Source organism: Streptomyces sp. A18 (assembly GCF_059026065.1).
Genome location: NZ_JBWLKL010000024.1, coordinates 50,304 through 72,130, shown reverse-complemented (window position 1 = coordinate 72,130; position 21,827 = coordinate 50,304). Strand labels below are relative to the sequence as shown.

19 protein-coding genes are annotated in these 21,827 nt (G+C 70.1%); 6 read left to right on the top strand and 13 right to left on the bottom strand.

The genetic code is table 11. The annotated features are described in order from the left end of the window. The first annotated feature begins 1 nt into the window (after nucleotide 1). Entirely contained in the window at nucleotides 2-2,347 is a 2,346-nt protein-coding gene (locus AC5P1C_RS29485) for an ATP-binding cassette domain-containing protein (protein ID WP_493868979.1), read from the top strand. Nucleotides 2,348-2,535: 188 nt separating this feature from the next. After that, a complete protein-coding gene (locus tag AC5P1C_RS29480) occupies nucleotides 2,536-3,423 on the top strand; it encodes a glycoside hydrolase family 16 protein (protein WP_493868978.1) in 888 nt (295 codons plus the stop codon). Between the two features lie 29 nt (nucleotides 3,424-3,452). Here the strand turns inward: AC5P1C_RS29480 and AC5P1C_RS29475 are convergent, their stop codons facing one another. The 3 genes from AC5P1C_RS29475 to AC5P1C_RS29465 all read right to left on the bottom strand — a co-directional run bounded on the left by AC5P1C_RS29475 (nucleotide 3,453) and on the right by AC5P1C_RS29465 (nucleotide 6,862). Continuing rightward, nucleotides 3,453-4,955 carry an FGGY-family carbohydrate kinase gene (locus tag AC5P1C_RS29475; RefSeq protein ID WP_493869026.1) on the bottom strand — a complete coding sequence of 501 codons (1,503 nt, stop codon included), beginning with the start codon at nucleotides 4,953-4,955 and terminating at the stop codon, nucleotides 3,453-3,455. A 62-nt stretch (nucleotides 4,956-5,017) separates the two neighbouring features. Continuing rightward, a complete protein-coding gene (locus AC5P1C_RS29470; RefSeq protein ID WP_493868977.1) occupies nucleotides 5,018-5,812 on the bottom strand; it encodes an SDR family NAD(P)-dependent oxidoreductase in 795 nt (264 codons plus the stop codon). Nucleotides 5,813-5,947: 135 nt separating this feature from the next. Then, nucleotides 5,948-6,862 carry a GlxA family transcriptional regulator gene (locus AC5P1C_RS29465; protein WP_493868976.1) on the bottom strand — a complete coding sequence of 305 codons (915 nt, stop codon included), beginning with the start codon at nucleotides 6,860-6,862 and terminating at the stop codon, nucleotides 5,948-5,950. A 106-nt stretch (nucleotides 6,863-6,968) separates the two neighbouring features. Here AC5P1C_RS29465 and AC5P1C_RS29460 point away from each other — a divergent pair, with 106 nt between their 5' ends. Beyond that, nucleotides 6,969-7,400, top strand: coding sequence for a Rid family hydrolase (locus AC5P1C_RS29460; RefSeq protein ID WP_493868975.1), 432 nt, complete (start codon nucleotides 6,969-6,971; stop codon nucleotides 7,398-7,400). 15 nt (nucleotides 7,401-7,415) lie between these two features. Here the strand turns inward: AC5P1C_RS29460 and AC5P1C_RS29455 are convergent, their stop codons facing one another. Both AC5P1C_RS29455 and AC5P1C_RS29450 read right to left on the bottom strand, forming a co-directional pair. Beyond that, nucleotides 7,416-7,832, bottom strand: a complete 417-nt coding sequence (locus AC5P1C_RS29455) for an SRPBCC family protein (protein WP_493868974.1) — start codon at nucleotides 7,830-7,832, stop codon at nucleotides 7,416-7,418. A gap of 118 nt (nucleotides 7,833-7,950) precedes the next feature. Beyond that, nucleotides 7,951-8,961, bottom strand: a complete 1,011-nt coding sequence (locus tag AC5P1C_RS29450) for an aldo/keto reductase (RefSeq protein WP_493868973.1) — start codon at nucleotides 8,959-8,961, stop codon at nucleotides 7,951-7,953. A gap of 145 nt (nucleotides 8,962-9,106) precedes the next feature. Between AC5P1C_RS29450 and AC5P1C_RS29445 the strand changes: the two genes are divergently transcribed. After that, nucleotides 9,107-10,006 (top strand): LysR substrate-binding domain-containing protein, encoded by a 900-nt coding sequence (locus tag AC5P1C_RS29445; RefSeq protein ID WP_493868972.1) that lies wholly within the window; start codon nucleotides 9,107-9,109, stop codon nucleotides 10,004-10,006. Between the two features lie 19 nt (nucleotides 10,007-10,025). Here the strand turns inward: AC5P1C_RS29445 and AC5P1C_RS29440 are convergent, their stop codons facing one another. From AC5P1C_RS29440 to AC5P1C_RS29425, 4 genes are all read right to left on the bottom strand, one after another. Continuing rightward, nucleotides 10,026-11,537 carry an acyl-CoA synthetase gene (locus AC5P1C_RS29440; protein ID WP_493868971.1) on the bottom strand — a complete coding sequence of 504 codons (1,512 nt, stop codon included), beginning with the start codon at nucleotides 11,535-11,537 and terminating at the stop codon, nucleotides 10,026-10,028. 63 nt (nucleotides 11,538-11,600) lie between these two features. Continuing rightward, a complete protein-coding gene (locus AC5P1C_RS29435) occupies nucleotides 11,601-12,347 on the bottom strand; it encodes a succinate dehydrogenase/fumarate reductase iron-sulfur subunit (RefSeq protein ID WP_493868970.1) in 747 nt (248 codons plus the stop codon). After that, on the bottom strand, nucleotides 12,344-14,326 hold the full coding sequence (locus AC5P1C_RS29430; RefSeq protein WP_493868969.1) for a fumarate reductase/succinate dehydrogenase flavoprotein subunit: 1,983 nt from the start codon (nucleotides 14,324-14,326) through the stop codon (nucleotides 12,344-12,346). Before AC5P1C_RS29430 ends, AC5P1C_RS29435 begins: the two co-directional genes overlap by 4 nt. A 3-nt stretch (nucleotides 14,327-14,329) precedes the next feature. Continuing rightward, nucleotides 14,330-15,001: a succinate dehydrogenase gene (locus AC5P1C_RS29425; protein ID WP_493869025.1), complete on the bottom strand. Its 672-nt coding sequence runs from the start codon at nucleotides 14,999-15,001 to the stop codon at nucleotides 14,330-14,332. Nucleotides 15,002-15,133: 132 nt separating this feature from the next. On the opposite strand from AC5P1C_RS29425, the gene AC5P1C_RS29420 reads away from it, so the two are divergent. Beyond that, nucleotides 15,134-16,012, top strand: coding sequence for a LysR family transcriptional regulator (locus AC5P1C_RS29420; RefSeq protein WP_493868968.1), 879 nt, complete (start codon nucleotides 15,134-15,136; stop codon nucleotides 16,010-16,012). A 47-nt stretch (nucleotides 16,013-16,059) separates the two neighbouring features. On the opposite strand, the gene AC5P1C_RS29415 is transcribed toward AC5P1C_RS29420, so the two are convergent. From AC5P1C_RS29415 to AC5P1C_RS29400, 4 genes are all read right to left on the bottom strand, one after another. Next, entirely contained in the window at nucleotides 16,060-16,812 is a 753-nt protein-coding gene (locus AC5P1C_RS29415; protein ID WP_493868967.1) for a VOC family protein, read from the bottom strand. A gap of 11 nt (nucleotides 16,813-16,823) precedes the next feature. After that, the gene (locus tag AC5P1C_RS29410) at nucleotides 16,824-18,959 is read right to left on the bottom strand and encodes a putative bifunctional diguanylate cyclase/phosphodiesterase (RefSeq protein WP_493868966.1); all 2,136 of its coding nucleotides are present in this window, start codon (nucleotides 18,957-18,959) and stop codon (nucleotides 16,824-16,826) included. Further along, a complete protein-coding gene (locus AC5P1C_RS29405; protein ID WP_493868965.1) occupies nucleotides 18,956-19,768 on the bottom strand; it encodes an SAM-dependent methyltransferase in 813 nt (270 codons plus the stop codon). The genes AC5P1C_RS29410 and AC5P1C_RS29405 overlap by 4 nt, the downstream gene beginning before the upstream one ends. A 244-nt stretch (nucleotides 19,769-20,012) precedes the next feature. Next, nucleotides 20,013-21,032 carry an SCO0930 family lipoprotein gene (locus AC5P1C_RS29400; RefSeq protein ID WP_493868964.1) on the bottom strand — a complete coding sequence of 340 codons (1,020 nt, stop codon included), beginning with the start codon at nucleotides 21,030-21,032 and terminating at the stop codon, nucleotides 20,013-20,015. Nucleotides 21,033-21,276: 244 nt separating this feature from the next. On the opposite strand from AC5P1C_RS29400, the gene AC5P1C_RS29395 reads away from it, so the two are divergent. Further along, on the top strand, nucleotides 21,277-21,813 hold the full coding sequence (locus AC5P1C_RS29395; RefSeq protein WP_493868963.1) for a hypothetical protein: 537 nt from the start codon (nucleotides 21,277-21,279) through the stop codon (nucleotides 21,811-21,813). Nucleotides 21,814-21,827 lie beyond the last annotated feature (14 nt).

Sequence of the window (21,827 nt, the reverse complement as noted above, 5' to 3'; positions counted from 1 at the left end):
CATGCACAGCCCTCACGATCCGTTCGTACGTGTCCGGGGCGCCCGCGAGCACAACCTCCGGGACGTCGACGTGGACATCCCGCGTGACGTCCTCGCGGTCTTCACCGGCGTCTCCGGCTCCGGGAAGTCCTCGCTCGCCTTCGGGACGATCTACGCGGAGGCCCAGCGCCGCTACTTCGAGTCCGTCGCTCCGTACGCCAGGCGGCTGATCCATCAGGTGGGCGCGCCGAAGGTCGGTGAGATCACCGGCCTGCCCCCAGCGGTCTCGCTCCAGCAGCGCCGCGCTGCGCCCACCTCCCGCTCCTCCGTGGGCACGGTCACCAACCTCTCGAACTCGCTGCGCATGCTGTTCTCCCGCGCCGGCACCTTTCCCGAGGGTGCCGAGCGGCTCGACTCGGACGCCTTCTCTCCGAACACGGCCGCCGGTGCCTGCCCTCAGTGTCACGGCCTGGGCCGTGTGCACCGCACGTCCGAGGAACTCCTGGTCCCCGATCCCTCCCTCTCCATCCGCGAGGGCGCGATCGCCGCCTGGCCCGGTGCCTGGCAGGGCAAGAACCTCCGGGACGTGCTCGACGCACTCGGTCACGACGTCGACCGACCCTGGCGCGAGCTGCCGCAGGCGGACCGGGACTGGATTCTGTTCACGGACGAGCAGCCGGTGGTGACGGTGCACCCGGTGCGGGACGCGGGCCGCATCCAACGCCCGTACCAGGGCACATACATGAGTGCCAGGCGCTATGTGATGAAGACGTTCTCGGACTCCAAGAGCCAGACGCTGCGCGCCAAGGCCGAGCGCTTCCTGGCGAGCGCCGACTGTCCTGCGTGCGGCGGCAGCCGGCTGCGTCCGGAGGCGATGGCGGTCACGTTCGCGGGCCGCACGATCGCCGATCTCGCCGCGCTGCCCCTGACGGAACTGGCCACGTCCCTGCAGGGCGCGCCGGGTTCGGAGGCGGCCCGTGTCCTGTCCGACGACCTCCTCTCCCGCATCGCCACGATCACCGAGCTGGGTCTCGGCTATCTGAGCCCGGACCGCGCCACGCCCACCCTCTCCCCGGGCGAGCTCCAACGGCTGCGCCTGGCCACGCAGTTGCGCTCGGGGCTCTTCGGTGTCGTGTACGTCCTGGACGAACCGTCGGCCGGTCTGCACCCGGCGGACACGGAGTCCCTGCTCACCGTCCTGGACCGGCTCAAGGCCGCGGGCAACTCGGTCTTCGTCGTGGAGCACCATCTCGACGTGATGCGCCACGCGGACTGGCTCGTCGACGTGGGTCCACACGCCGGTGAGCACGGCGGCCAGGTGCTGCACAGCGGCCCGGTGGCGGACCTGGAGAGCGTCACGGAGTCCGCGACGGCCCGTTTCCTCTTCGGCCGCGAGCCCGCCCCCGCGCGCGAGGTGCGCGCCCCGCGCGGCCGGCTGAAGGTGGGCCCCGTGAGCCGGCACAACCTGCGCGACGTGACGGCCGAGTTCCCGCTCGGCGCCTTCACCGCGGTCACCGGCGTCTCCGGTTCGGGCAAGTCCACGCTCATCGGCGAGATCACCGAGGAACTCGACGGTGTGGGGCGCCTGGTGTGCGTCGACCAGAGGCCGATCGGCCGCACACCCCGCTCCAACCTGGCCACCTACACGGGCCTCTTCGACGTCGTGCGCAAGGTCTTCGCGGCCACGGACGCGGCGCGAACACGCGGATACGGCGTGGGGCGCTTCTCGTTCAACGTCGCGGGCGGGCGGTGCGAGACCTGCCAGGGCGAGGGGTTCGTGAGCGTCGAGCTGCTCTTCCTGCCCAGCACGTATGCGCCGTGCCCGGACTGCGGCGGCGCGCGCTACAACCCCGAGACACTCCAAGTGGCCTACCACGGACGGAACATCGCGGAGGTACTCGACCTGACGGTGGAGGCCGCCGCGGAGTTCTTCGCCGACACCCCGGCCGTCGCCCGCAGCCTGCGGACCCTCATCGACGTGGGCCTGGGCTATCTGAGCCTCGGCCAGCCCGCGACGGAACTGTCCGGCGGCGAGGCCCAACGCATCAAGCTGGCCGCCGAGCTGCAGCGCGTCCGGCGCGGTCACACGCTCTACCTCCTGGACGAGCCGACGACCGGACTGCACCCGGCCGACGTCGAGGTCCTGATGCGGCAGCTGCACGGCCTGGTCGACGCGGGCCACTCGGTGGTGGTCGTCGAGCACGACATGGCGGTGGTGGCCGGCGCGGACTGGGTGATCGACCTGGGCCCCGGCGGCGGCGACGAGGGCGGTCGCGTCGTCGCTTCGGGGCCGCCCGGCGCGGTGGCGAAGGCCGAGGGGAGCCGGACGGCGCCGTATCTGGCGCGGGCGACGGCCGGGGGCCGCTGAGGTTGGCCGGCATTGGTCCGCACCAACTCCTTGACGGCACGGGGGAGTCTGCCTTAAATCAAGTACTGAACAAAGCGTCGGGGTTGATCGCTCGCCGCGTTCAGTTCTCGATGTCCGTTTGTCATGCGCATGGCCCCCTCGGCAGCTCGTCCCCCCACTCTTTCGCCACCCCCACGTGAAGCGATGTGATGACAGTGCACACCTCTTGGCGCCGCCGTGCGGCGCTCTCCACGGTCGCCCTGGCCTGCTGCGCCTCGGCCCTGGCCGGGCTGCCTGCCGGAGCGTCGGCGGCCCCCTCCCCCGACGACTCTGCCAAGTCCGCCAAGTCCGCCGCGGCCGCCACCTTCACCGACGACTTCAACGGCGCCGCGGGCTCCGCGGTCGACGGCAGCAAGTGGCAGATCGAGACCGGCGACAACGTCAACAACCACGAGCGGCAGTACTACACGTCGGGCAACAACAACGCCGCCCTCGACGGCCAGGGCAACCTGGTCATCACCGCCCGTAAGGAGAACCCCGGCAACTACCAGTGCTGGTACGGCCGTTGCGAGTACACATCGGCCCGCCTGAACACCTCCGGCAAGTTCACACAGACCTACGGCCACGTCGAGGCCCGGATGAAGGTGCCGCGCGGGCAGGGCATGTGGCCCGCGTTCTGGATGCTGGGCGCCGACATCGGCAGCGTGGGCTGGCCGCAGAGCGGCGAGATCGACGTGATGGAGAACGTCGGCTTCGAACCCGGCACCGTCCACGGCACCCTGCACGGCCCCGGCTACTCCGGCTCGGGCGGCATCGGCGCGGGCTACACCCTGCCCGGCGGCGAGGCGTTCGCGGACAAGTTCCACACCTTCGCGGTGGACTGGTCACCGAACAAGGTCACGTGGTCCGTGGACGGCAACGTCTACCAGACCCGCACCCCGGCCGACCTGGGCGGCAAGCAGTGGGTCTTCGACAAGCCCTTCTTCCTGATCCTCAACCTCGCGGTGGGCGGCTACTGGCCGGGCGACCCGGACGGCAGCACGACCTTCCCGCAGCAGCTCGTCGTCGACTACGTCCGCGTGAGCACCAACGACTAGCGTGACCGTCAACCCCTGGTCAGTATCGACTAGTTGAGGCGCGCCAGCCGGTGCGCGGCCTCACGGGTCGCCGGATACAGGTCCAGGTAGAGCCCGTAGAGCTGGTCGTAGACGGTCGAGGTGGTGGCATCGGGGGCCACCACCTCGACCGTCGGGTTCCAGTGCGCGATGTCGCTCGGCTCGGCAAGGCCCGCGCCGACCGCCGCGAGGAACGCGTCGCCGTACGCGGCGCCGATGGTGTGGCGTGGCAGGTGCTGCTCACGCCCGGTCACATCGGAGACGATCCGGGTCCACAGCGCACGCGCGCCACCGCCGACCGCGACCAGGCGCTCGGCGATGGCGCCCGCCTCGGTCATGGCGGCGAGATTGTGCCGCACACCGTACGCGGTGGCCTCCAGGGCGGCCCGGTAGAGGTGCCCGCGGCCGTGCCGCAGCGTGAGGCCGTGGAGCAGCCCCCGGGCATCCGGGTCGAAGAGCGGGGTGCGCTCCCCCGCGAAGTACGGCAGCATGAGGAGACCCTCGGCGCCGGGTGGCAACGCCCCCGCCTCCGCGGTCAGTTGCTCGTACGAAGTACCGGTGAGGTCACGCAGCCAGCCGGTGACGGCGCCGGATGTGGCCATCCCGGCGGCCAGGCAGTACGTGCCGGGGAACGCGCCCGCCGTGCCCCACAGCTTCGGGCTGGTCAGCGGCTCGGGCAGGATCCCGACCAGGAACATCGTCGTCCCGTACATGAGCATGAGGTCCCCGGGCGCGGCGACACCCACACCGGCCGCCTCGGCCCACGCGTCGACCGTCCCCGCGACGACGGGGGTACCCGTCGGCAGGCCCGTGAGGGCCTCGGCCTCCGGGGTCACGGCGCCCACGACATCGGACGGCCAGACCAGTTCGGGCCACTGGAGGCCCGGCGCGATCTCCTCGCAGCGCTCGTCCATCCAGGTCCGGGCGGCCAGGTCGTACAGCGGAGTGCACTGGCTCGCCGAGTGATGGTCCAGGACGTACCGGCCGGTGAGACGGTGCACGAGGTACGAACTGGCCATGTACCAGCGGCGGGTGGACCGGTAGGCCGCCGGTTCGTGACGGCGCAGCCACGCGAGCTTCGGGCCGATCGCCTGGCTGGTCAGGGGCGAGCCGCAGCGGCGGATGATCTCGTCGGGGCCGTAGCGCTCGTTCTGCTCGGCGATCTCGGTTCCGGCCCGGGTGTCGACGCCGTACAGGATAGCCGGGCGGACCGGCGTGCCGTTCTCGTCGACGGGGAGCAGACAGGGGCCGATACCGCTGACGCCGATCGCCGCGAGCGACTCGCCCACAGGCAGTTCGGCCAGCAACTCCCGTGCCAGGGACCGGAATTCGGCCCACCACACGCCGTCCGCGTCGTGCTCGAACCAGCCGGGGTGCGGCGTGGACGTCGTGTGCTCGCGCTGGGCCTGGGCGACGAGGGTGCCGTCGGGCCGGACGAGGACGCCCTTGGAGGAGGACGTCCCGATGTCGACGCCGAGCAGGAGACCGGTGGGGGGCGGCGCGGCTGAGGTCATGGCTGAGGAGGTCACGGGTATGAGGGTCGTCGCTATGGGGGTCGTCGCCTTGGAGGTCATCGCTACGGGACGATCGAGTCCACGTAGCCGCCGTCGACACGGACCGCGCCGCCGGTCGTGGCGGAGGCCAGCGGGGAGCTGAGGTAGACCACCATGTGCGCGATCTCCTCCGGCTCGATGAGCCGCTGGATCAGGGACTGCGGGCGGTGCTTGACCATGAACTCCCGCTGTGCCTCGTCCCAGGGCAGGGACGAGTCGACCAGCTCGTACACGAAGTCCTCCACGCCGCCGGTGTGCGTGGGGCCCGCGATCACGGAGTTGACGGTCACGCCCGACCCGGCGGCTTCCTTGGCGAAGCCTCGTGAGACCGCGAGGAGCGCGGTCTTCGACGTGCCGTAGTGGATCATCTCGGCGGGGATGACGAGCGCCGAGTCGCTGGCGATGTTCTGGATCCGACCCCAGGAGCGTTCCTTCATGCCGGGCAGGTAGTGCCGGATCATGCGGACGGCGGTCAGGACGTTCACCTCGAAGTAGCGGCGCCATGCGTCGTCGCTGATGTCGAGGGCCGGTTCGGCGCCGAAGATGCCGAGGTTGTTGATGAGGATGTCCACGTGAGGGACTGCCGCGAAGACCTGCGCGGCGCCTTCGTCGGTGGAGATGTCACCCGGGGCCGGGAGGAATTCGGCACCGCCGTGCTCCTCCTTCAGCCGCTCGACGGCCTTGTCGACGGAAGCGGCGGACCGTCCGTTGACGGCGACCCGGGCGCCCGCCCTGGCCAGGCCGACCGCGATGGCCGCCCCGATCCCCTGGGTCGATCCGGTGACGAGGGCGGTCTTTCCGGAGAGATCGACGAGCATGCTGCGTACCTCCTGCTGCGGTGCGAGTAAAACGGCCCCCCGTGCGTGCCCCCCGCCTTGCCTGCGATGCCCAGTAGATCATTCCGCCGGGCTCGGCGGGCCTTCTGCGGTCCTGCGGTGTGGGTCTCCTTCGGGTCAACCGTGCTGCTTTCTGTAGGCGGTCGGGGTGACTCCCACCTCCCGTCGGAAGATCGCCCGGAAGTTGGCTGCCGAGCCGAACCCCGTCGCCCCCGCGATCCTCTCGACGGACAGGTCCGAGCCCTCCAGGAGCCGGCGCGCACGGAGAATCCGCTGGAGGGCGACCCACTGCATGGGCGGCAGCCCCGTCTCGCGCACGAAACGACGGACGAGGGTCCGCCGCGAAACCAGGCTGCGCTCGGCCAACTGCTGCACGGTGATCGAGCTGCCCAGGTTGTCGTGCACCCACTCCCGCGTCGCCCGCAGGCTGTCGCGAGGGGGCATGGCGACGTCCCTGTTCTGCGGTTCGTTGTACTGCGGTTCGTTGTACTGCGGTTCGTTCGCGCCGCGAGACGAGGAGAAGACGAGGTCCTTCGCCACTGCGTCCGCGACCGTCACGCCGAAGTCCGTCTCGACGACATGAAGACACGCGTCGATTCCGGCGCCTCCGCCCGCGCACGTGAGAATGGCCCCGTCCTCGACGAACAGCCGATTGTCGACGACGTCGACGCGCGGATACGCCAGGCGGAGTTCATCGGTGTGGCGCCAGTGCGTCGTGGCCGACTTCTCATTCAGGATTCCGCAGGCGGCGAGAGCGAACACACCCGTGCAGATGGCCACCACACGGGCACCCCGTTCGACGGCTATCCGCAGCGCTTTCAGATATTCGTCCGGGACCGGGACGTGCGGATCCTCATAGCCGGGTACGACGACGATGTCGGCGGATTCCACATCGGCGAGCCGCGCCCCGCCGCCCACGTCTCCGCGCACCACGACCCGATACCCCGGATGCCGCCCGAAGACATGCTCCGGGATGCTGACGTCCAGCGCGTACACACGGGGCATCGCCAGGATCGCCACAACTTTCCTCACTGGCACGATCCTTGCTCTTGGTGGCACAACCGATTCTGGTCCACGCATGCCCCGTCCCATAGCGTCCGAGAGGTGTCGAGAAACTATCTCCGAGGATCGGAACGCCATGAACAACACACGTGAGGTGCAAAGCTTCGGAGTCCCGTGGGAAGAGAATTACGGATACGTCCAAGCGGTCAAACGCGGCGACACCATCTACCTCTCCGGCCAAGTGGCGCACAGCGGGACGGAACTCGTCGCCCCCGCCCCCGTCAATGATGCCGGACGCGTCACCGACTTCTCCCGCACGGGCGAGCAATTGCGCCAGGCCTACGCCAACGCGGCGGAACTGCTCCGTCGCTTCGGCGCTTCGCTCGACGACGTCGTCGACGAAGTCATCTACGCGATCGATGTCAGCGCGGCCGACGCCGCCGCGGGGCCGGTGCGCAAGGAGGCATACGGCCGGCCGGACCCCCAGGTGGCGAGCACCATGGTCGGCACCCCTCGGCTCGCCTTCCCGGAGCTCCTGGTCGAGGTCAAGCTCGTGGCCCGGGTCTGACGGACCGACGGCTCCTCAAGCGGCGAGGGTCTGCTTCAGGGCGGCGAGACCGTCGCTGAAGATGCCGTGGAACAGGGCCACGACCTCGTCGTCCCCGACACCCACCGGCGTGAAGACGCCGGACCACTCCACCCGGGACGCCTCCTGCCCCGGCACTTCGTGCACCGTGAGGGTGGCGACGTAATCGGTGGCGGGGAAGGGGGCCTTCAGGATCGAGTAACTGTAGGTACGCGCCTTCTCGTCGAATGTCAGGAGGCGCTCGACGATCACGCCGCCGTCCTCGCTCGTCAGGCTGCGCACCCGGCCGCCCTCGCTGGACTCGCTTACGGGGATGAACGGAAGCCAGTCGGGCAGCGAGTCGAAGCCACCGATGAGCTGCCAGACACGATCGGCCGGTACGGGGATCTCGATGGAAGCGAAGGTGGAAGCCACGGTTTCTCCTTGGGGGTTGGGGGTTGGGGGTTCCTTGTGGACTGTATGGGTGCGAGGGGCGTACGGCTGCGAGGGGCTCGCGGGAGGAAGAGGTGGGCGGGCAGGGGCAGTTGGCGGGTCAGGCGCTGGGCACCGGTGCGTCGGCCGCGATCAGCTTCTCCTCGCGCAGGTCCGCCCAGAACGCGGCAGGGACACTCTCGCCGAGCGCGGCGACATCCTCGGCGATCCGGCTCGGCTTGGTGGCTCCGGGGATCGCCGCCACCGTCGCCGGGTGGGCGAGGGAGAACTGCAGGGCTGCGGCCTTGATGCCGACCTGGTGGCGCTCGGCGAGCGCCTTGATGCGCTCGACCTTGGCGACGATCTCCGCGGGCGCCTTCTGGTACTCGAAGTGCTGACCGCCCGCGAGGATGCCCGAGCTGTAGGGCCCGCCCACGACGATGTCGACGTGCTGGGCGGCGGCGGCCGGCAGCAGGCGCTGCAGGGCGCGGTCGTGGTCGAGGAGGGTGTACCGGCCCGCGAGGAGGAAGGCGTCGGGCTTCGGCTCGTCCAGGTCGAGGGTGAGTTCGAGCGGCTCCACGCGGTTGACGCCCAGGCCCCAGGCCTTGATGACACCCTCGTCGCGCAGCCGGTCCAGGGTGCGGAAGGCGCCCGTGCGCGCCGTCTCGTACGCGGCGAGCCATTCATCGCCGTAGAAGTCCTGCGCGATGTCGTGCACCCACACGATGTCGAGCCGGTCCGTCCTGAGTCGCTTGAGGCTGTCCTCGATGGAGCGGAGGGTGGCCTCGGCCGTGTAGTCGTTGACCATCTTGTTCGGGCGGCCGTGCTCGAAGAGGCCGCCCTTCTCGCCGAGGTCGCGGGCGGCCGGGTCCTCGGCCTCGTCCAGGATGACGCGGCCGACCTTCGTGCTCAGGACGTAGTCGTCGCGGGGGTGGCCCGCGAGGACGTCGCCGAGGCGGATCTCGGAGAGCCCCGCGCCGTAGAAGGGGGCGGTGTCGAAGTAGCGGATGCCCTGGTCCCAGGCGGCCTCGACGGTGGCCGCGGCCTCCTCGTCGGGGATGGCGCGGAACATGTTGCCGAGCGGGGCGGTGCCGAAGCCGAGCGCTCCGGGGAGGAGGGACGTGATGCTCATGGTGAGTCCTCGCGGTGTGCGGTGGATTTCCGACGGTTTCGGCTGTGACCGGCCGATCCGTCGGCCTTGCGAGTTCGAGGTTAGGATCGATGCTTGAGACTGTCCAAGACTCGCTTGGGCACACTTGAGTCCTCAGAGGTCTTACATGATTGACCTGCGACAACTCCGCTATTTCGTGGCCGTCGCCGAGACGGAACACGTCGGCCGGGCGGCTGAAGCCCTGCACATCTCCCAGTCGCCGCTCAGCCGCCAGATCGCCCAGCTGGAGAAGCAGCTCGGTCTCGCCCTGTTCGAGCGCAGCCAGCAGCGCATCCGCCTCACCTCCGACGGCCGTATCTTCCTGAGCGAGGCCCGCGCCCTGCTGCGGCACGCGGACCGCCTGGAGAACCTCGGCCGCCGGCTCGGCCGCGGCGAGGAGGGCGGCCTGTGCATCGGATACGTGGGCGACGCCATGCACACCGGCGTCCTGCCGGGCGCGCTGCGCACCCTGCAGGAGGAACGCCCCGGAATCCATGTCGCCCTCTACAGCCTCTCCGCGGCGGAGCAGTTCGAGGGTCTGCGGCAGCGCAGCCTCGACATCGCCCTCGTCCAGGAACCGCCGCCCCAGGACGACCCGGACCTCCTGGCCGCACCGCTCCTGGAAGACCCGCTCCTTCTCGCACTGCCCGCCTCCCATCCGCTCGCCACGCAGGCCGAGTTGACGCCGGGCGACCTGGACGGCCAGGCGTGGATCGGGGTCGAGAACTCCCGGGACCCGGCCTGGCGTGACGCCTTCCTCGCCTCGTGCGTGGCGTCCGGCTTCACCCCGGACATCCGCCTCGCCGCCGCCGAGCCGCTCACCGCGCTCGGCCTGGTCGCCTCCGGTCTGGGCATCGCGCTCATCCAGAAGAGCATGGTGCGCGGCACGACCGACGGCGTCGCCGTACGTGAACTGCCCTGGCACAAGGCGTCCGTTCACCTCTGGGCGGCCTGGCACGCCGTCGACCTGCGGCCGGTGGTCGCGTCCTTCCGTGCGACGGTCCTGGCGAGCGGCGAGATCGATTGACCCGACTGATGCCTCACGCTCACTCCCAGTACGACCTGCGCAGCGAGGACTTGGCCAGCTTGCCGGTGGGCGTCCGGGGCAGCGAGTCCGCGAAGTCCACGGAGCGCGGGGCCTTGTAGTGGGCGATACGCTCGCGCACGAACGCGACCAGCTCCCGCTCCAGTTCGGGCCCGGCGGCCACTCCGGCGGCCGGCTGCACCACCGCCTTGACCGCCTCCCCCATCTCCCCGTCCGGCACCCCGATCACCGCGACGTCCTCGACCGCCGGATGCAGCACGAGACAGTCCTCGGCCTCCTGCGGGTAGACGTTCACCCCACCCGAGATGATCATGAAGGCCTTGCGGTCCGTGAGGAAGAGGTAACCGTCCTCGTCCACGTGCCCGATGTCCCCCGTGGTGGTCCAGTTGGGGTGCTCGGGGTGCTGGGCCTCGCGGGTGCGGGCGTCGTCGTTGTGGTAGCGGAAGGAGAGCTCCTCGCGCTCGAAGTAGACCGTGCCGGTCTCGCCCGCCGGCAGCAGCGCGCCCGTCTCGTCGCAGATCCGCAGTTCGCCCAGGAGCCCGTCCTTGCCCACGGAACCCGGCTTGCGCAGCCACTCCTCGGGCGAGATGAACGTGATGCCGTTGCCCTCTGTCGACGAGTAGTACTCGTACAGGACGGGCCCCCACCACTCCAGCATCCGCTGCTTGACCTCGACGGCGCAGGGCGCGGCGGCGTGAATGGCGATCTTCATCGAGGACAGGTCGTGGCGCTCGCGCACCTCGGCGGGCAGCTTCAGCATCCGGACGAACATGGTCGGCACCCACTGGCTGTGCGTGACCCGATGGCGTTCGATGGCCGCCAGAGCACCCTGTGCGTCGAAGGCGTCCATGAGGACGACTGTGCCGCCGAGTGCCGTGACGACTCCGCAGAAGCGCAGTGGGGCCGCATGGTAGATCGGGGCGGGCGAGAGGTAGACGGTGTCCTCTCCGAAGCCGTACATGGCCTGGAAGATCAGTACGTAGGTGCTCGGCTCCTCGCGCACGTCACCTTCGGGCAGTGCGGGCTTGATGCCTTTGGGGCGGCCCGTGGTGCCGGAGGAGTAGAGCATGTCGGTGCCGCGCGGCTGGTGGGCGGGCGGCTGCGCGGACGCGGACTCCAGGGCCTTCTCGTACGTTCCGTCGTCGAGGCCGAGCTGGATCGGCGGGCCGCCCGCCAACTCCGTGACCGCCACGCCGAGTGCGGTGAGCGAGCCGGAGACGATCAGCGCCTTCGCGCCGCAGTCGCGGACGATGTACGCGGCCTCGTCCGTCGTGAGGTGGTGATTGACGGCGGTGAGGTAGAGGCCCGAGCGCAAGGCCGCCCAGTAGACCTCCAGGGCGCGCGGGTCGTTGTCGCAGAGGAGGGCGAAGTGGTCGCCCCGACGCAGACCTGCGGCCCGCAGATGATCCGCGAGCCGCAGGGAGCGTTCTTCGAGTTGTCCGTAGGTGAGGGACCTTGTGCCGTCGGCGGTGACGACGGCCGTCCTGGCGGGGTCGTACGCTCCCGGATGCATGCGGCGACGGTACAGGAGCGCCTTGACGGAGCGTCAGACCCCGTGCAGGGCCAGGTGGTTCGGCTAGCGGCTGACCTTCCGCGTCGCCCGCAGCCACTCCTTGTTCATCGCGGAGATGGACGGCAGCGGGATGCCCTTCGGGCAAGCGGTGGCGCACTCGCCGGTAAGCGTGCAGCCGCCGAAGCCCTCCTCGTCCATCTGCGCGACCATGTCCAGGACACGGGTCTCCCGTTCGGGAGCACCCTGCGGCAGGACATTGAGGTGGTTGATCTTGGCCGAGGTGAAGAGCATCGCCGAGCCGTTGGGGCAGGCGGCGACGCACGCGCCGCAGCCGATGCACTCCGCGTGCTCGAACGCGAAGTCCGCGTCCGGCTTCGGTACGGGCGCCGCGTGCGCCTCAGGGGCGGCGCCGGTCGGGGCGCTGATGTAGCCGCCGGACTGGATGATCCGGTCGAAGGAAGAGCGGTCGACCACCAGGTCCTTGACGACCGGGAAGGCGGAGGCGCGCCACGGCTCGACGTCGATCGTGTCGCCGTCCTTGAAGGACCGCATGTGCAGCTGGCAGGTGGTGGTGCGCTCGGGCCCGTGCGCGTCGCCGTTGATGACGAGCGAGCACGCGCCGCAGATGCCCTCGCGGCAGTCGTGGTCGAAGGCGACGGGGTCGTCGCCCTTGACGATGAGCTCTTCGTTGAGGGTGTCCAGCATCTCCAGGAAGGACATGTCGGACGAGATGCCGTCCACTTCGTAGGTGGACATGGCGCCTTCGGCTTCGGCGTTCTGCTGGCGCCAGACGCGCAGGGTGAGCTTCATGCGTAGCTCCGCTGAGTGGGGTGGACGTACTCGAAGACGAGGTCTTCCTTGTGGAGGGTGGGAGCCTCACCGGTGGCAGTGAACTCCCAGGCGGCGGCGTACGAGAACTCCTCGTCCACGCGCGCCGCTTCGCCGTCCGGCGTCTGCGACTCCTCGCGGAAGTGGCCGCCGCAGGACTCGGCGCGGTGCAGGGCGTCGAGGCACATCAGCTCGGCGAGCTCCAGGTAGTCGACGATGCGGTTCGCCTTCTCCAGGGACTGGTTGAACTCCTCGCCGGTGCCCGGCACCTTGAGCCTTCGCCAGAACTCCTCGCGGATCTGCGGGATGCGCTCCAACGCCTTGCGCAGCCCCGTCTCCGTACGGGCCATGCCGCAGAACTCCCACATCAGTTCGCCGAGTTCACGGTGGAAGGAGTCGGGGGTGCGGTCGCCGTCGACGGCGATGAGCCGGGTGATGCGCTCCGTAGTCTCGTCCAACACCTCGCGTACGACCGGGTGTTCGTCGGACAGCGCGTCATCGGAGGCACGGTGCGGATTGCGCGCGAGGTAGTCGTTGATCGTGGACGGCAGCACGAAGTAGCCGTCGGCGAGGCCCTGCATCAGGGCCGACGCGCCGAGGCGGTTGGCGCCGTGGTCGGAGAAGTTGGCCTCGCCGACCGCGAACAGGCCCGGGATGGTGGTCTGCAGGTCGTAGTCGACCCAGAGCCCGCCCATCGTGTAGTGCACGGCGGGGTAGATCCGCATCGGCGTCTTGTACGGGTCCTCGTCGGTGATCCGCGCGTACATGTCGAAGAGGTTGCCGTACTTGGCCTCGACCGCCTTGCGGCCCATGCGCTTGATGGCGTCGGCGAAGTCCAGGTAGACGCCCTGGCCGCCGGGGCCGACACCGCGGCCCTCGTCGCACACGTTCTTCGCGGCGCGCGACGCGATGTCGCGGGGCACCAGGTTGCCGAAGGCAGGGTAGATGCGCTCCAGGTAGTAGTCGCGCTCGTCCTCGGGGATCTTGTTCGCGGGGCGGTCGTCCCCCTGGGCCTTGGGCACCCAGATCCGGCCGTCGTTGCGCAGCGACTCGCTCATCAGGGTCAGCTTCGACTGGTGGTCGCCGGTGCGCGGGATGCAGGTGGGGTGGATCTGCGTGAAGCACGGGTTGGCGAAGTACGCGCCGCGCCGGTGGGCCCGCCACACGGCCGTCGCGTTGGAGTTCATGGCGTTCGTCGACAGGTAGAAGACGTTGCCGTAGCCGCCGGACGCGAGGACAACCGCGTCGGCGAAGTACGTCTCGATCTTGCCGGTGATCAGGTCGCGGGCCACGATGCCGCGGGCGCGCCCGTCCACCACGATGACGTCAAGCATCTCGGTGCGCGGGTGCATCTCGACGTTGCCGGCCGCGATCTGCCGCGAGAGCGCCTGGTAGGCGCCGAGAAGGAGCTGCTGGCCCGTCTGGCCGCGCGCGTAGAACGTCCGGGAGACCTGTACGCCGCCGAAGGAGCGGGTGTCGAGCAGACCGCCGTACTCGCGTGCGAAGGGCACGCCCTGCGCGACGCACTGGTCGATGATCTCCACCGAGATCTGCGCGAGGCGGTGGACGTTGGACTCGCGGGCGCGGAAGTCGCCGCCCTTGACGGTGTCGTAGAAGAGGCGGTGGACGGAGTCGCCGTCGTTGCGGTAGTTCTTCGCGGCGTTGATGCCGCCCTGAGCGGCGATCGAGTGGGCGCGGCGCGGTGAGTCCTGGTAGCAGAACTGCACGACGTGGTAGCCCTGTTCGGCGAGCGTGGCGCCCGCGGAGCCGCCCGCGAGTCCGGTGCCGACGACGATCACGGTGTGCTTGCGGCGGTTGGCGGGGTTGACCAGCTTGGCCTCGAAGCGGCGCGTGTCCCAGCGTTCGGCGACGGGACCTGCCGGGGCCTTGGTGTCGACGACCGGCTCCCCGGTCGCGTAATCGGCGTACTCACGAGAGGAGTACTCACGGGAGGAATTCATCTGCTAGCTCACCACTCCGGTCATGACGGCCACGGGGACGACGACGAAGCCCGCCGTCAGGACCAGCGCGAGGCCATTGGCGATGATCTTGAGGGCGCGGTCGCGGGTCGCCTTGCCCGCTCCGAGGGTCTGCGCGGCACTCCACAGGCCGTGGCGGACGTGGAAGCCGAGTGCGGTGACGGCGACGATGTAGATGACGTTGCCGTACCACGTGGAGAACGTGTCGATGATGTTCTGGTACGGGTGCAGGTGCTCGTAGCCGCCCGGGTGCACGGTGCCGGTCGTCAGGTCCAGGATGTGCCAGACGATGAACAGGGCGAGGATGATCCCGCCCCAGCGCATCGTGCGCGTGGCGAAGCTCTTACCCGCCTTCTTGTTGACGTACTTGGCGGGGCGCGCCCTGATGTCGCGGCGGCTCAGCTGGTAGGCGGAGACGGCGTGCGCGACCACGGCGACGACGAGGACGACGCGGATCAGCCAGAGCGTCCACTCGTAGTGCATGAACGGCTCGCCGACCGTGCGCAGCCAGTGGGCGTAGTGGTTGAGCTCCTCGGGCCCGAAGAAGATCTTCAGGTTTCCGATCATGTGGGCGATCAGGTAGAGCAGCATGATCAGGCCGCTCACTGCCATCACTGTCTTCTTGCCGACGGACGAGTCCCAGATCGTGCGCGTCATCGACGGCCGTCGGTCCGTCCGCGTTGCCAGAGCCATGGGACCGACGCTAAGGCCGAAGGTCCCGATCGGTCCAAGAGATGGATCAGCTCATCTCGATAGCGAGCGGCTATCATCGGCCGTACGCTGCTGTGTATGCAATTCCAGCAGCTCCTCTACTTCGTCGCTGTGGCCGAGACCAGGCACTTCACGCGGGCCGCGGAGCAGGTGCACGTCTCGCAGCCCTCGCTCTCCCAGCAGGTCCGCGCCCTGGAGAAGGAGCTCGGCGCAGAGCTGTTCAGCAGGGCCCGCGGCAACATCGCGCTGACCGACGCCGGCGAGGCGCTGCTCCCGCTGGCCCGCCGGATCCTCGCGGACGCCGACACCGCCCGCATCGAGGTCCAGGAGCTGGCCCAGCTGCGCCGCGGCCGGATCCGGCTGGGAGCCACGCCCAGCGTCTGCACGGGCCTGCTTCCCGATGTGCTTCGCGCCTTCCACGACCGGCACCCGGGCATCCAGCTCCTCCTTGAGGAGGGCGGCTCCCACGACCTCGTACGTGAACTGGCGCGCGGCGCCCTGGACCTGGCACTCGTCGTGCTTCCGCTGCCGTCGCCCTCCCCGGCGCTGACGACCGTGGAGCTGCTGCGTGAGGACCTGGTCGTGGTGTCGTCGCCGGACGGGCACAAGTTCGGCGGCAGGTCGGTGCGGGTCGCCGATCTCCAGCGGGAGCGCCTCGTGATGTTCCGGCACGGCTACGACCTGCGTGAGCTGACCCTCGCCGCCTGCCGGGCCGAGGGGTTCGAGCCGGAGTTCGCGGTCGAGGGCGGCGAGATGGACGCGGTGCTCGGCTTCGTGCAGGCGGGTCTCGGGGTGGCGGTCGTGCCGCGCATGGTGGCCGAGCGGGCGGGGCGGGGCCTGCGGATGAGTCCGCTGGCCCGCCCGACCCTGCATCGTACGATCGCGCTGGCACACCGCAGCGATGTGGCTCCACCACGGGCCGCGCGGGAGCTTCAGCGGATGCTGTTGGAACGGTGAGACATCGGTGGGCCCGGTGGGGGCTGGCCGTGCAGTTCCCCGCGCCCCTACGGGGCGCTGATCCTGCCCGTCTCGGGATCCCTGATCGTCAGGCAGTACGTGCCGCCCGCAGGGTCCCGCATCACGATCCAATGCGGGCCCCTCCGCAAGGCTTCGGCGCCGAGCCGCTCGTGCCGGACGCGGTCCGCGTCGGGGTCCGAGCAGGAGAAGTCCAGGTGCGCCCCAGCGGACCCCGCGTCCAGGCGCTGGAGCAGGATCCGGACCGGGAGCCGCGGCTCCGGCTCGACGAGGTGGAACTCCGGCCGCGATCCCGGCCGCGCCGACCACCCCGTGAACGCGGGCCAGAACGCCTTCTCCGCCTCGAACACCGCGGGCGGCACGTCCAGGCACACCTGGTCGAGACGGCTCGTGGTCCCGTCCGGCGCGACGAGCGGCTCGGGGCGGACCCGCTCCCCCTCCCACCGCACCACGCAGAACAGTTGCCCGCCCGGCGAACGCAGGACCTCCAGGCCCTCCTCCGCGAAGACCGGGGTCGCCCCCAGCGCACGGGCCTCGCGCGCCGTGGCGGGTACGTCCTCCACGGCGAAGTCGAGGTGCGCGCCGCCGGGGCCTTCGACGGCCTGCGCCTTGAGGAAGGCGTCGCCGCCGTCCGGCAGGAGCGTCACGAACTGGTCGTCCTCGCCCCGGAACGCCGAGAGCCGCGTCCCGGTGACCGTCGTCCAGAAGCCATGAGCCTTCGCGAACCGGTCCTCGGGCCGGTCCACGAAGGCGTACACCCACTGGATGTCTCCGGAGGTCACGCCCGTACTCCTCAGGTCGTCGCGTCGGCGAGCGCCAGCTCGTGCAGCTGGTCCGGCGGCCCCGGCCGTGCGTAGTACCAGCCCTGCGCCGTGTCACAGCCCAACTCTCGCAGCTGATCGGCCTGCGCGCCCGTCTCGACGCCCTCGACCGTGACCGTCAGGTCCAGGCTGTGGGCGAGCGAGACGATCCCCTCGACGATCTTCAGGTCGACGGGGTCGGCCGGGAAGTGCTGCATGCCCTGCGTGAAGGAGCGGTCGAGCTTGAGGATGCTCACCGGAAGGCGGCGCAGGTTGGCGAGGTTCGAGTAGCCCGTACCGAAGTCGTCGAGCGCGATGTCCACGCCCATCTCGGCGAGCCGCCGCAGCGGCTTGAGCAGGTCGTCGTCGGCGCCGATCAGCGCGGACTCGGTGACCTCCAGGCACAGGGCGCCCGGTTCGAGCCCGGAGCGCTCCAGGATCTCCACCGTGTCCGATACCAGGCCGGGGTGGGTCAGCTGCATGGGCGAGAGGTTGACGTTCACGCGCAGCGGCCCGGCGTCCTTGTGCCGCGCCTCCCAGGTGCGGGCCTGGCGGACCGATTCCTCCAGGACCCAGCGGCCGAGCGGCACGATCAGACCGGTGTGCTCGGCGAGCGGGATGAAGCGGTCGGGACCTATCACGCCGTGCTGCGGATGCAGCCACCGCACCAGCGCCTCGGCGCCGCGCACACTGCCGTCGCCGAGGTGCACGAGGGGCTGGTACTCGATGAAGAACTCGCCGCGGTCCAGGGCGGCGGGCAGCGCGGTGGTGAGGCCGTGCCGGGTGATGGCGCGCGCGTCGGCCTCGGGGTCGGCGAGCTCGAAGCGGTTGCCGCCCGCGGACTTCGCGCGGTACATCGTGATGTCCGCGCTGCGCAGCACCTCCGCGGCGCCGCGCTCCCCCGCCGGGCCCTCGACGATGCCGATGCTGCCGCGCACGGTCAGCTCGCGGCCCTCGACGCGGATGGGCGTGGAGAGCGCGTGCATGATGCGTCCGGCGAGGTCGTCGACCTCGACCTCGGTGTCACGGCCGGTCGTCAGCGCCACGAACTCGTCGCCGCCGAGCCGCGCGACCATCTCGCCTGGCGCGGTGGCGCAGGACTGGAGCCGGTCGGCGACCTCGACGAGGAGCCGGTCGCCCGCCGCGTGCCCGAGGCTGTCGTTGACGGTCTTGAAGCCGTCCAGGTCGAGATAGCAGAGCCCGAACCGCGCGCCGTCGCCCGCCGCGAGGGCCTTCTCCAGGCGCTCGAAGAACAGGGTGCGGTTCGGCAGGCCGGTGAGCGCGTCGTGCGTGGCCTCGTAGCGGAGGCGCAGATTCAGCAGCCGGCGCTCGGTGGTGTCCTCCATCAACGCCAGCTGGTACTGCGGCACTCCGTCCGCGTCACGCAGCAGCGAGACCGTCAGATTGGTCCACAGGACGGTGCCGTCGGGCCGGTAGAAGGCCTTCTCCACGCGGTAGTGCTCGCGCTCCCCGCGCACCAGCTCTTCGTAGAGCTTCCATACGTGGGGCGAGTCGTCCGGGTGCGTCCACTCCGCCACGTTGCGTCCGCGCAGCTGGTTCTCCAGGCCGCCGAACATGCGGATCAGCGCGTCGTTCACCTCGAGGACCGTGCCCGTGAGGTCGGCGATCCCGATGCCGATCGCCGCGCCGTGGAAGACGGCGCGGAAGCGTGCCTCGCTCGCGTGCAGGGCCTCGGCGACGGCGCTGCGGGCGTCCAGGGCGGCCCGGGATATCGCCTCCTGCTCGGCGAGGGTCCGCTCGCGCAGGGCGGCGGCGAAGCCCGCGGCCAGGGCGTGCTGCAGGCGTGCACACCGGGCCCGCAGCTCCTCCTGGGGGCCGTCGTCGCCGCAGTACAGGACCAGGTAGGCGTCCACGCAGTCGAGCGTGCGGCTCAGCGCCTCGGGGTCGGTGCAGTGGGTGCCCACCAGCGCGGCGCCGATCGCCTGGCCCTCGGCAGCCTCGAAGATCCGCTCATGGAGCGCGGCACGCAACCGCCGTGCCAGCGGCACCAGTTGCTGCTCGAACTCGGGGCGGGTCAGCGACGTGGCCGTCACCGGGAAGATGGCGCGGCTCCAGATGGTGGCGAACCTGCGCACTCTGCCCTCGGGGCCGTCCTGCTCCCCGCTCATGCCCTGCGCCCCACGCCGGCGAACCCGGAGAAGGCATAGGGATCCTCCTCCTCGGGCGCGGTGTCGGGCCGCCAGCGCGGCATCGGCACAAGGCCGGGTTCCACCATGTCGTATCCCTCGAAGAACCGCGCGATCTCTTCGCGCGAGCGCATGATCAGTGGATTGCGGATGTCCTTGTAGACGCCGACGGCCTGACCGGCCCGCTCGGCGGGGATCGGCATCCCTTCGTACGAGGCGTGCGTGAGGGCGATCACGCTGCCGGGCACGAGTGCGTCCCGCAGTTCGGCGACCGCTGTGTAGGGATCGTACGCGTCCTCCACGAAATGCAGGACGGCGACGAGAAGAAGAGCCACCGGGCGGTCCAGGTCGAGGAGTCCGCGGACCTCCGAACTGCCCAGAATGTCCTGTGGTTTGCGCAGATCCGCGGCGACGACCGTCGCCTTCTCGTCACCCTTGAGCACGGCCCGGCTGTGCGCGACCGCCACCGCGTCGTGGTCGACGTACACCACGCGCGCTTCGGGGTCCGCCCGCTGGGCGACCTCGTGGACATTGCCGAAGGTGGGAATGCCCGAACCGATGTCGAGGAACTGCGTGATGCCCTCGTCCACGGCGAAACGTACTGCTCGGCGCATGAAGGCACGATTCGCCTGCATGATCTTGGGCAGCCCCGGCATGAACTCCATGGCCCGGCGGGCCGCGTCCCGGTCTACCTCGAAGTTGTGCGAACCGCCCAGGTAATAGTCGTAGATCCGGGACACGCTGGGCATCGTGATGTCGATGCCCTGCGGGGCCCAGGCGGGACGCTCCATCAGGACTCCAAGGCGTAGGCGAGGCGAGCCGGTGTTCGAAGTGAGGCTACTGATCGTCCGCCAAGGGAGCGAGTCAAAACGGAAATTGGCCGTCCGTTCTCGGTCACTGCCTGTGGCAAGTGCCGAATATCAACCCAAAGAACCGGTCCGTCCCTTCCCCGGGGAGGGGAAAGGAACGGACCGGTCCGACCGTACGCGAGGTGCCTGCGACGAGCTCCCTTCTGTGCGGCTGATTCCTGTACGTCTACTTCGGGGCGCCGACGGCCTTTCCGTCAGGACCGGCGGCGTACCAAGTGCCGCCCACGCCCTGGCCATTGGTGTCTCCGGGCTTCTTGTCACCGGAGAAGGTGTACATCGGCCAGCAGTCGATCGTCTGCTGGCGCTGTCCGTCGGGGCGGTCGAAGACGACGAAGCCCTTCTTCAGGATCCCCTTGGTGTCGTTCTTCTCGACGGGCGGTACCACCGGCCACTTCTCCAGGCAGGCGCCGGTGCACGCGGACTTCATCGGCCAGGCGGAGTCCTTCGTGAAGCGGTAGACGGTCATGCCGTTCTTGTCGACGACGATCTCCCCGAGCTTCGGGTCCTTGCGGGTGGAGAGCCCTGCCGGGTCGACGGGAGCCGCGTCGGCGGGAGGCTCGGCCTCGTCGGCCGGAGGTTCGGCCGTGTCGGCGGCGGGCGCGGCCTTCTTGCCGTCGGGGGCCGCCGCGTACCAAGTCCCGCCCACGCCCTGGCCCTTGGCGTCGCCTGCCTTGGTGTCCTTGGCGTACCGGTACATCGGCCAGCCGTCGATGGTCAGCTGCTTGCTGCCGTCGGTCCTGGTGACCTCGCCGAGCAGGGACTTGTCCACGCCGGGCGGGGCGGCCGCGCCTTCGGGCGACGCCACGGGCCAGGTCGTGGCGCAGGCGCCGTCACAGTTCGACTTGGGGGGCTCCGCGGTGTCCTTGTCGAAGCGGTAGAGCGTGTGGCCCTCGCTGTCGGTGACGACCTTGCCCAGCTTCTTGCTGTCCCAGACAGCGAGCTGACCTGCGGCCTTCGCCTTCCCCGCCCCTTCCTTCGCGTCGCCCGCGCCGGCGCCGTATCCGTCGTTCCCTGCTCCGTACCCGTCGCCCGCGGCCGGGGCCTGGTTGCCGACGTTCTGTCCGTTCGGCGACTGGTCCCCCTTTTCCTGACCACACGCCGTCGTCAGCGCCAGCATGGCCGCAGCTGTCGCTACGAGCGAGGCGCTCCGCCAGGCCCTGGAGGAACTCCCTGATGGATGCCGCATTTCTAACTCCCGCTGTCGCTTGGGTGTCGCGCCGCTGAGTGCGTCACGCATGGCCCTAGGTACGGGTGGGAACGCCTGATGCGTTCAACCTGCGTTCAAGATTCTTTTGTTCCGTCAACCTCACACCCGGCGCCTCCCCCCTTCGGGTAGCAGGAGGGCCACTGCGGCGTGGCAGGGCGACACGCTGTCGATGATCCTGGTCGTGCATGGATCATCGAGGGCCTCAACCGGCCTGGTCACACGCTTGACCACGCTTCTGGTGCTGGCCTGGCTGCTCGGTTCGCCGACGGCTGTCGCGGCACAGGTCACCGCACCCGCCGACAACTGCTCGTACGCCTCGATCGGTGACGCTCCCGGCGGTGACGCGGTGGCGGTCGCGGGCGACGGAGTGGTCTGCAGGGCGGGTCCCACACACCGCCCCGAGCCTCCCCCACCACCACCGCCACCGCCGTCACCGCCCGCCCCGGCTCCGCCGCCACCTCCGGAGCCACCGGCACCGGAGCCGCCTCCCCCACCGCCGCCACCGCCCGCGCGCCCGGCCCCTGTCGAGCCCGCGCCGCAGCCGCCGCCTACGCCTACGCCTACGCCTACGCCTACGCCTACGCCTACGCCTACGAAGCCGACCATCACTCCGAAGGCCTCGCCGACACCGGTGAGTTACCCGTCGTACCGCACCGCCGCGCGTAAGACGCCGCCCCGCAGCGGCCCGTCCCTCGTCTCACTCACCCTGCTCGTCACCGCGCCCGCGGTGCTCGCCGTCGCCGCGCTGCGGCCGCGCTGAACCGTCGGAGGTCC

Coding starts and splice junctions, on each gene's coding strand:
- AC5P1C_RS29405 (WP_493868965.1), bottom strand. CDS start 19,768: ATGGAGCGTCCCGCCTGGGCCCCGCAGGGCATCGACATCACGATGCCC.
- AC5P1C_RS29480 (WP_493868978.1), top strand. CDS start 2,536: ATGACAGTGCACACCTCTTGGCGCCGCCGTGCGGCGCTCTCCACGGTC.
- AC5P1C_RS29410 (WP_493868966.1), bottom strand. CDS start 18,959: ATGAGCGGGGAGCAGGACGGCCCCGAGGGCAGAGTGCGCAGGTTCGCC.
- AC5P1C_RS29450 (WP_493868973.1), bottom strand. CDS start 8,961: ATGAGCATCACGTCCCTCCTCCCCGGAGCGCTCGGCTTCGGCACCGCC.
- AC5P1C_RS29460 (WP_493868975.1), top strand. CDS start 6,969: ATGAACAACACACGTGAGGTGCAAAGCTTCGGAGTCCCGTGGGAAGAG.
- AC5P1C_RS29420 (WP_493868968.1), top strand. CDS start 15,134: ATGCAATTCCAGCAGCTCCTCTACTTCGTCGCTGTGGCCGAGACCAGG.
- AC5P1C_RS29445 (WP_493868972.1), top strand. CDS start 9,107: ATGATTGACCTGCGACAACTCCGCTATTTCGTGGCCGTCGCCGAGACG.
- AC5P1C_RS29440 (WP_493868971.1), bottom strand. CDS start 11,537: ATGCATCCGGGAGCGTACGACCCCGCCAGGACGGCCGTCGTCACCGCC.
- AC5P1C_RS29400 (WP_493868964.1), bottom strand. CDS start 21,032: ATGCGGCATCCATCAGGGAGTTCCTCCAGGGCCTGGCGGAGCGCCTCG.
- AC5P1C_RS29475 (WP_493869026.1), bottom strand. CDS start 4,955: ATGACCTCAGCCGCGCCGCCCCCCACCGGTCTCCTGCTCGGCGTCGAC.
- AC5P1C_RS29485 (WP_493868979.1), top strand. CDS start 2: ATGCACAGCCCTCACGATCCGTTCGTACGTGTCCGGGGCGCCCGCGAG.
- AC5P1C_RS29435 (WP_493868970.1), bottom strand. CDS start 12,347: ATGAAGCTCACCCTGCGCGTCTGGCGCCAGCAGAACGCCGAAGCCGAA.
- AC5P1C_RS29430 (WP_493868969.1), bottom strand. CDS start 14,326: ATGAATTCCTCCCGTGAGTACTCCTCTCGTGAGTACGCCGATTACGCG.
- AC5P1C_RS29425 (WP_493869025.1), bottom strand. CDS start 15,001: ATGACGCGCACGATCTGGGACTCGTCCGTCGGCAAGAAGACAGTGATG.
- AC5P1C_RS29470 (WP_493868977.1), bottom strand. CDS start 5,812: ATGCTCGTCGATCTCTCCGGAAAGACCGCCCTCGTCACCGGATCGACC.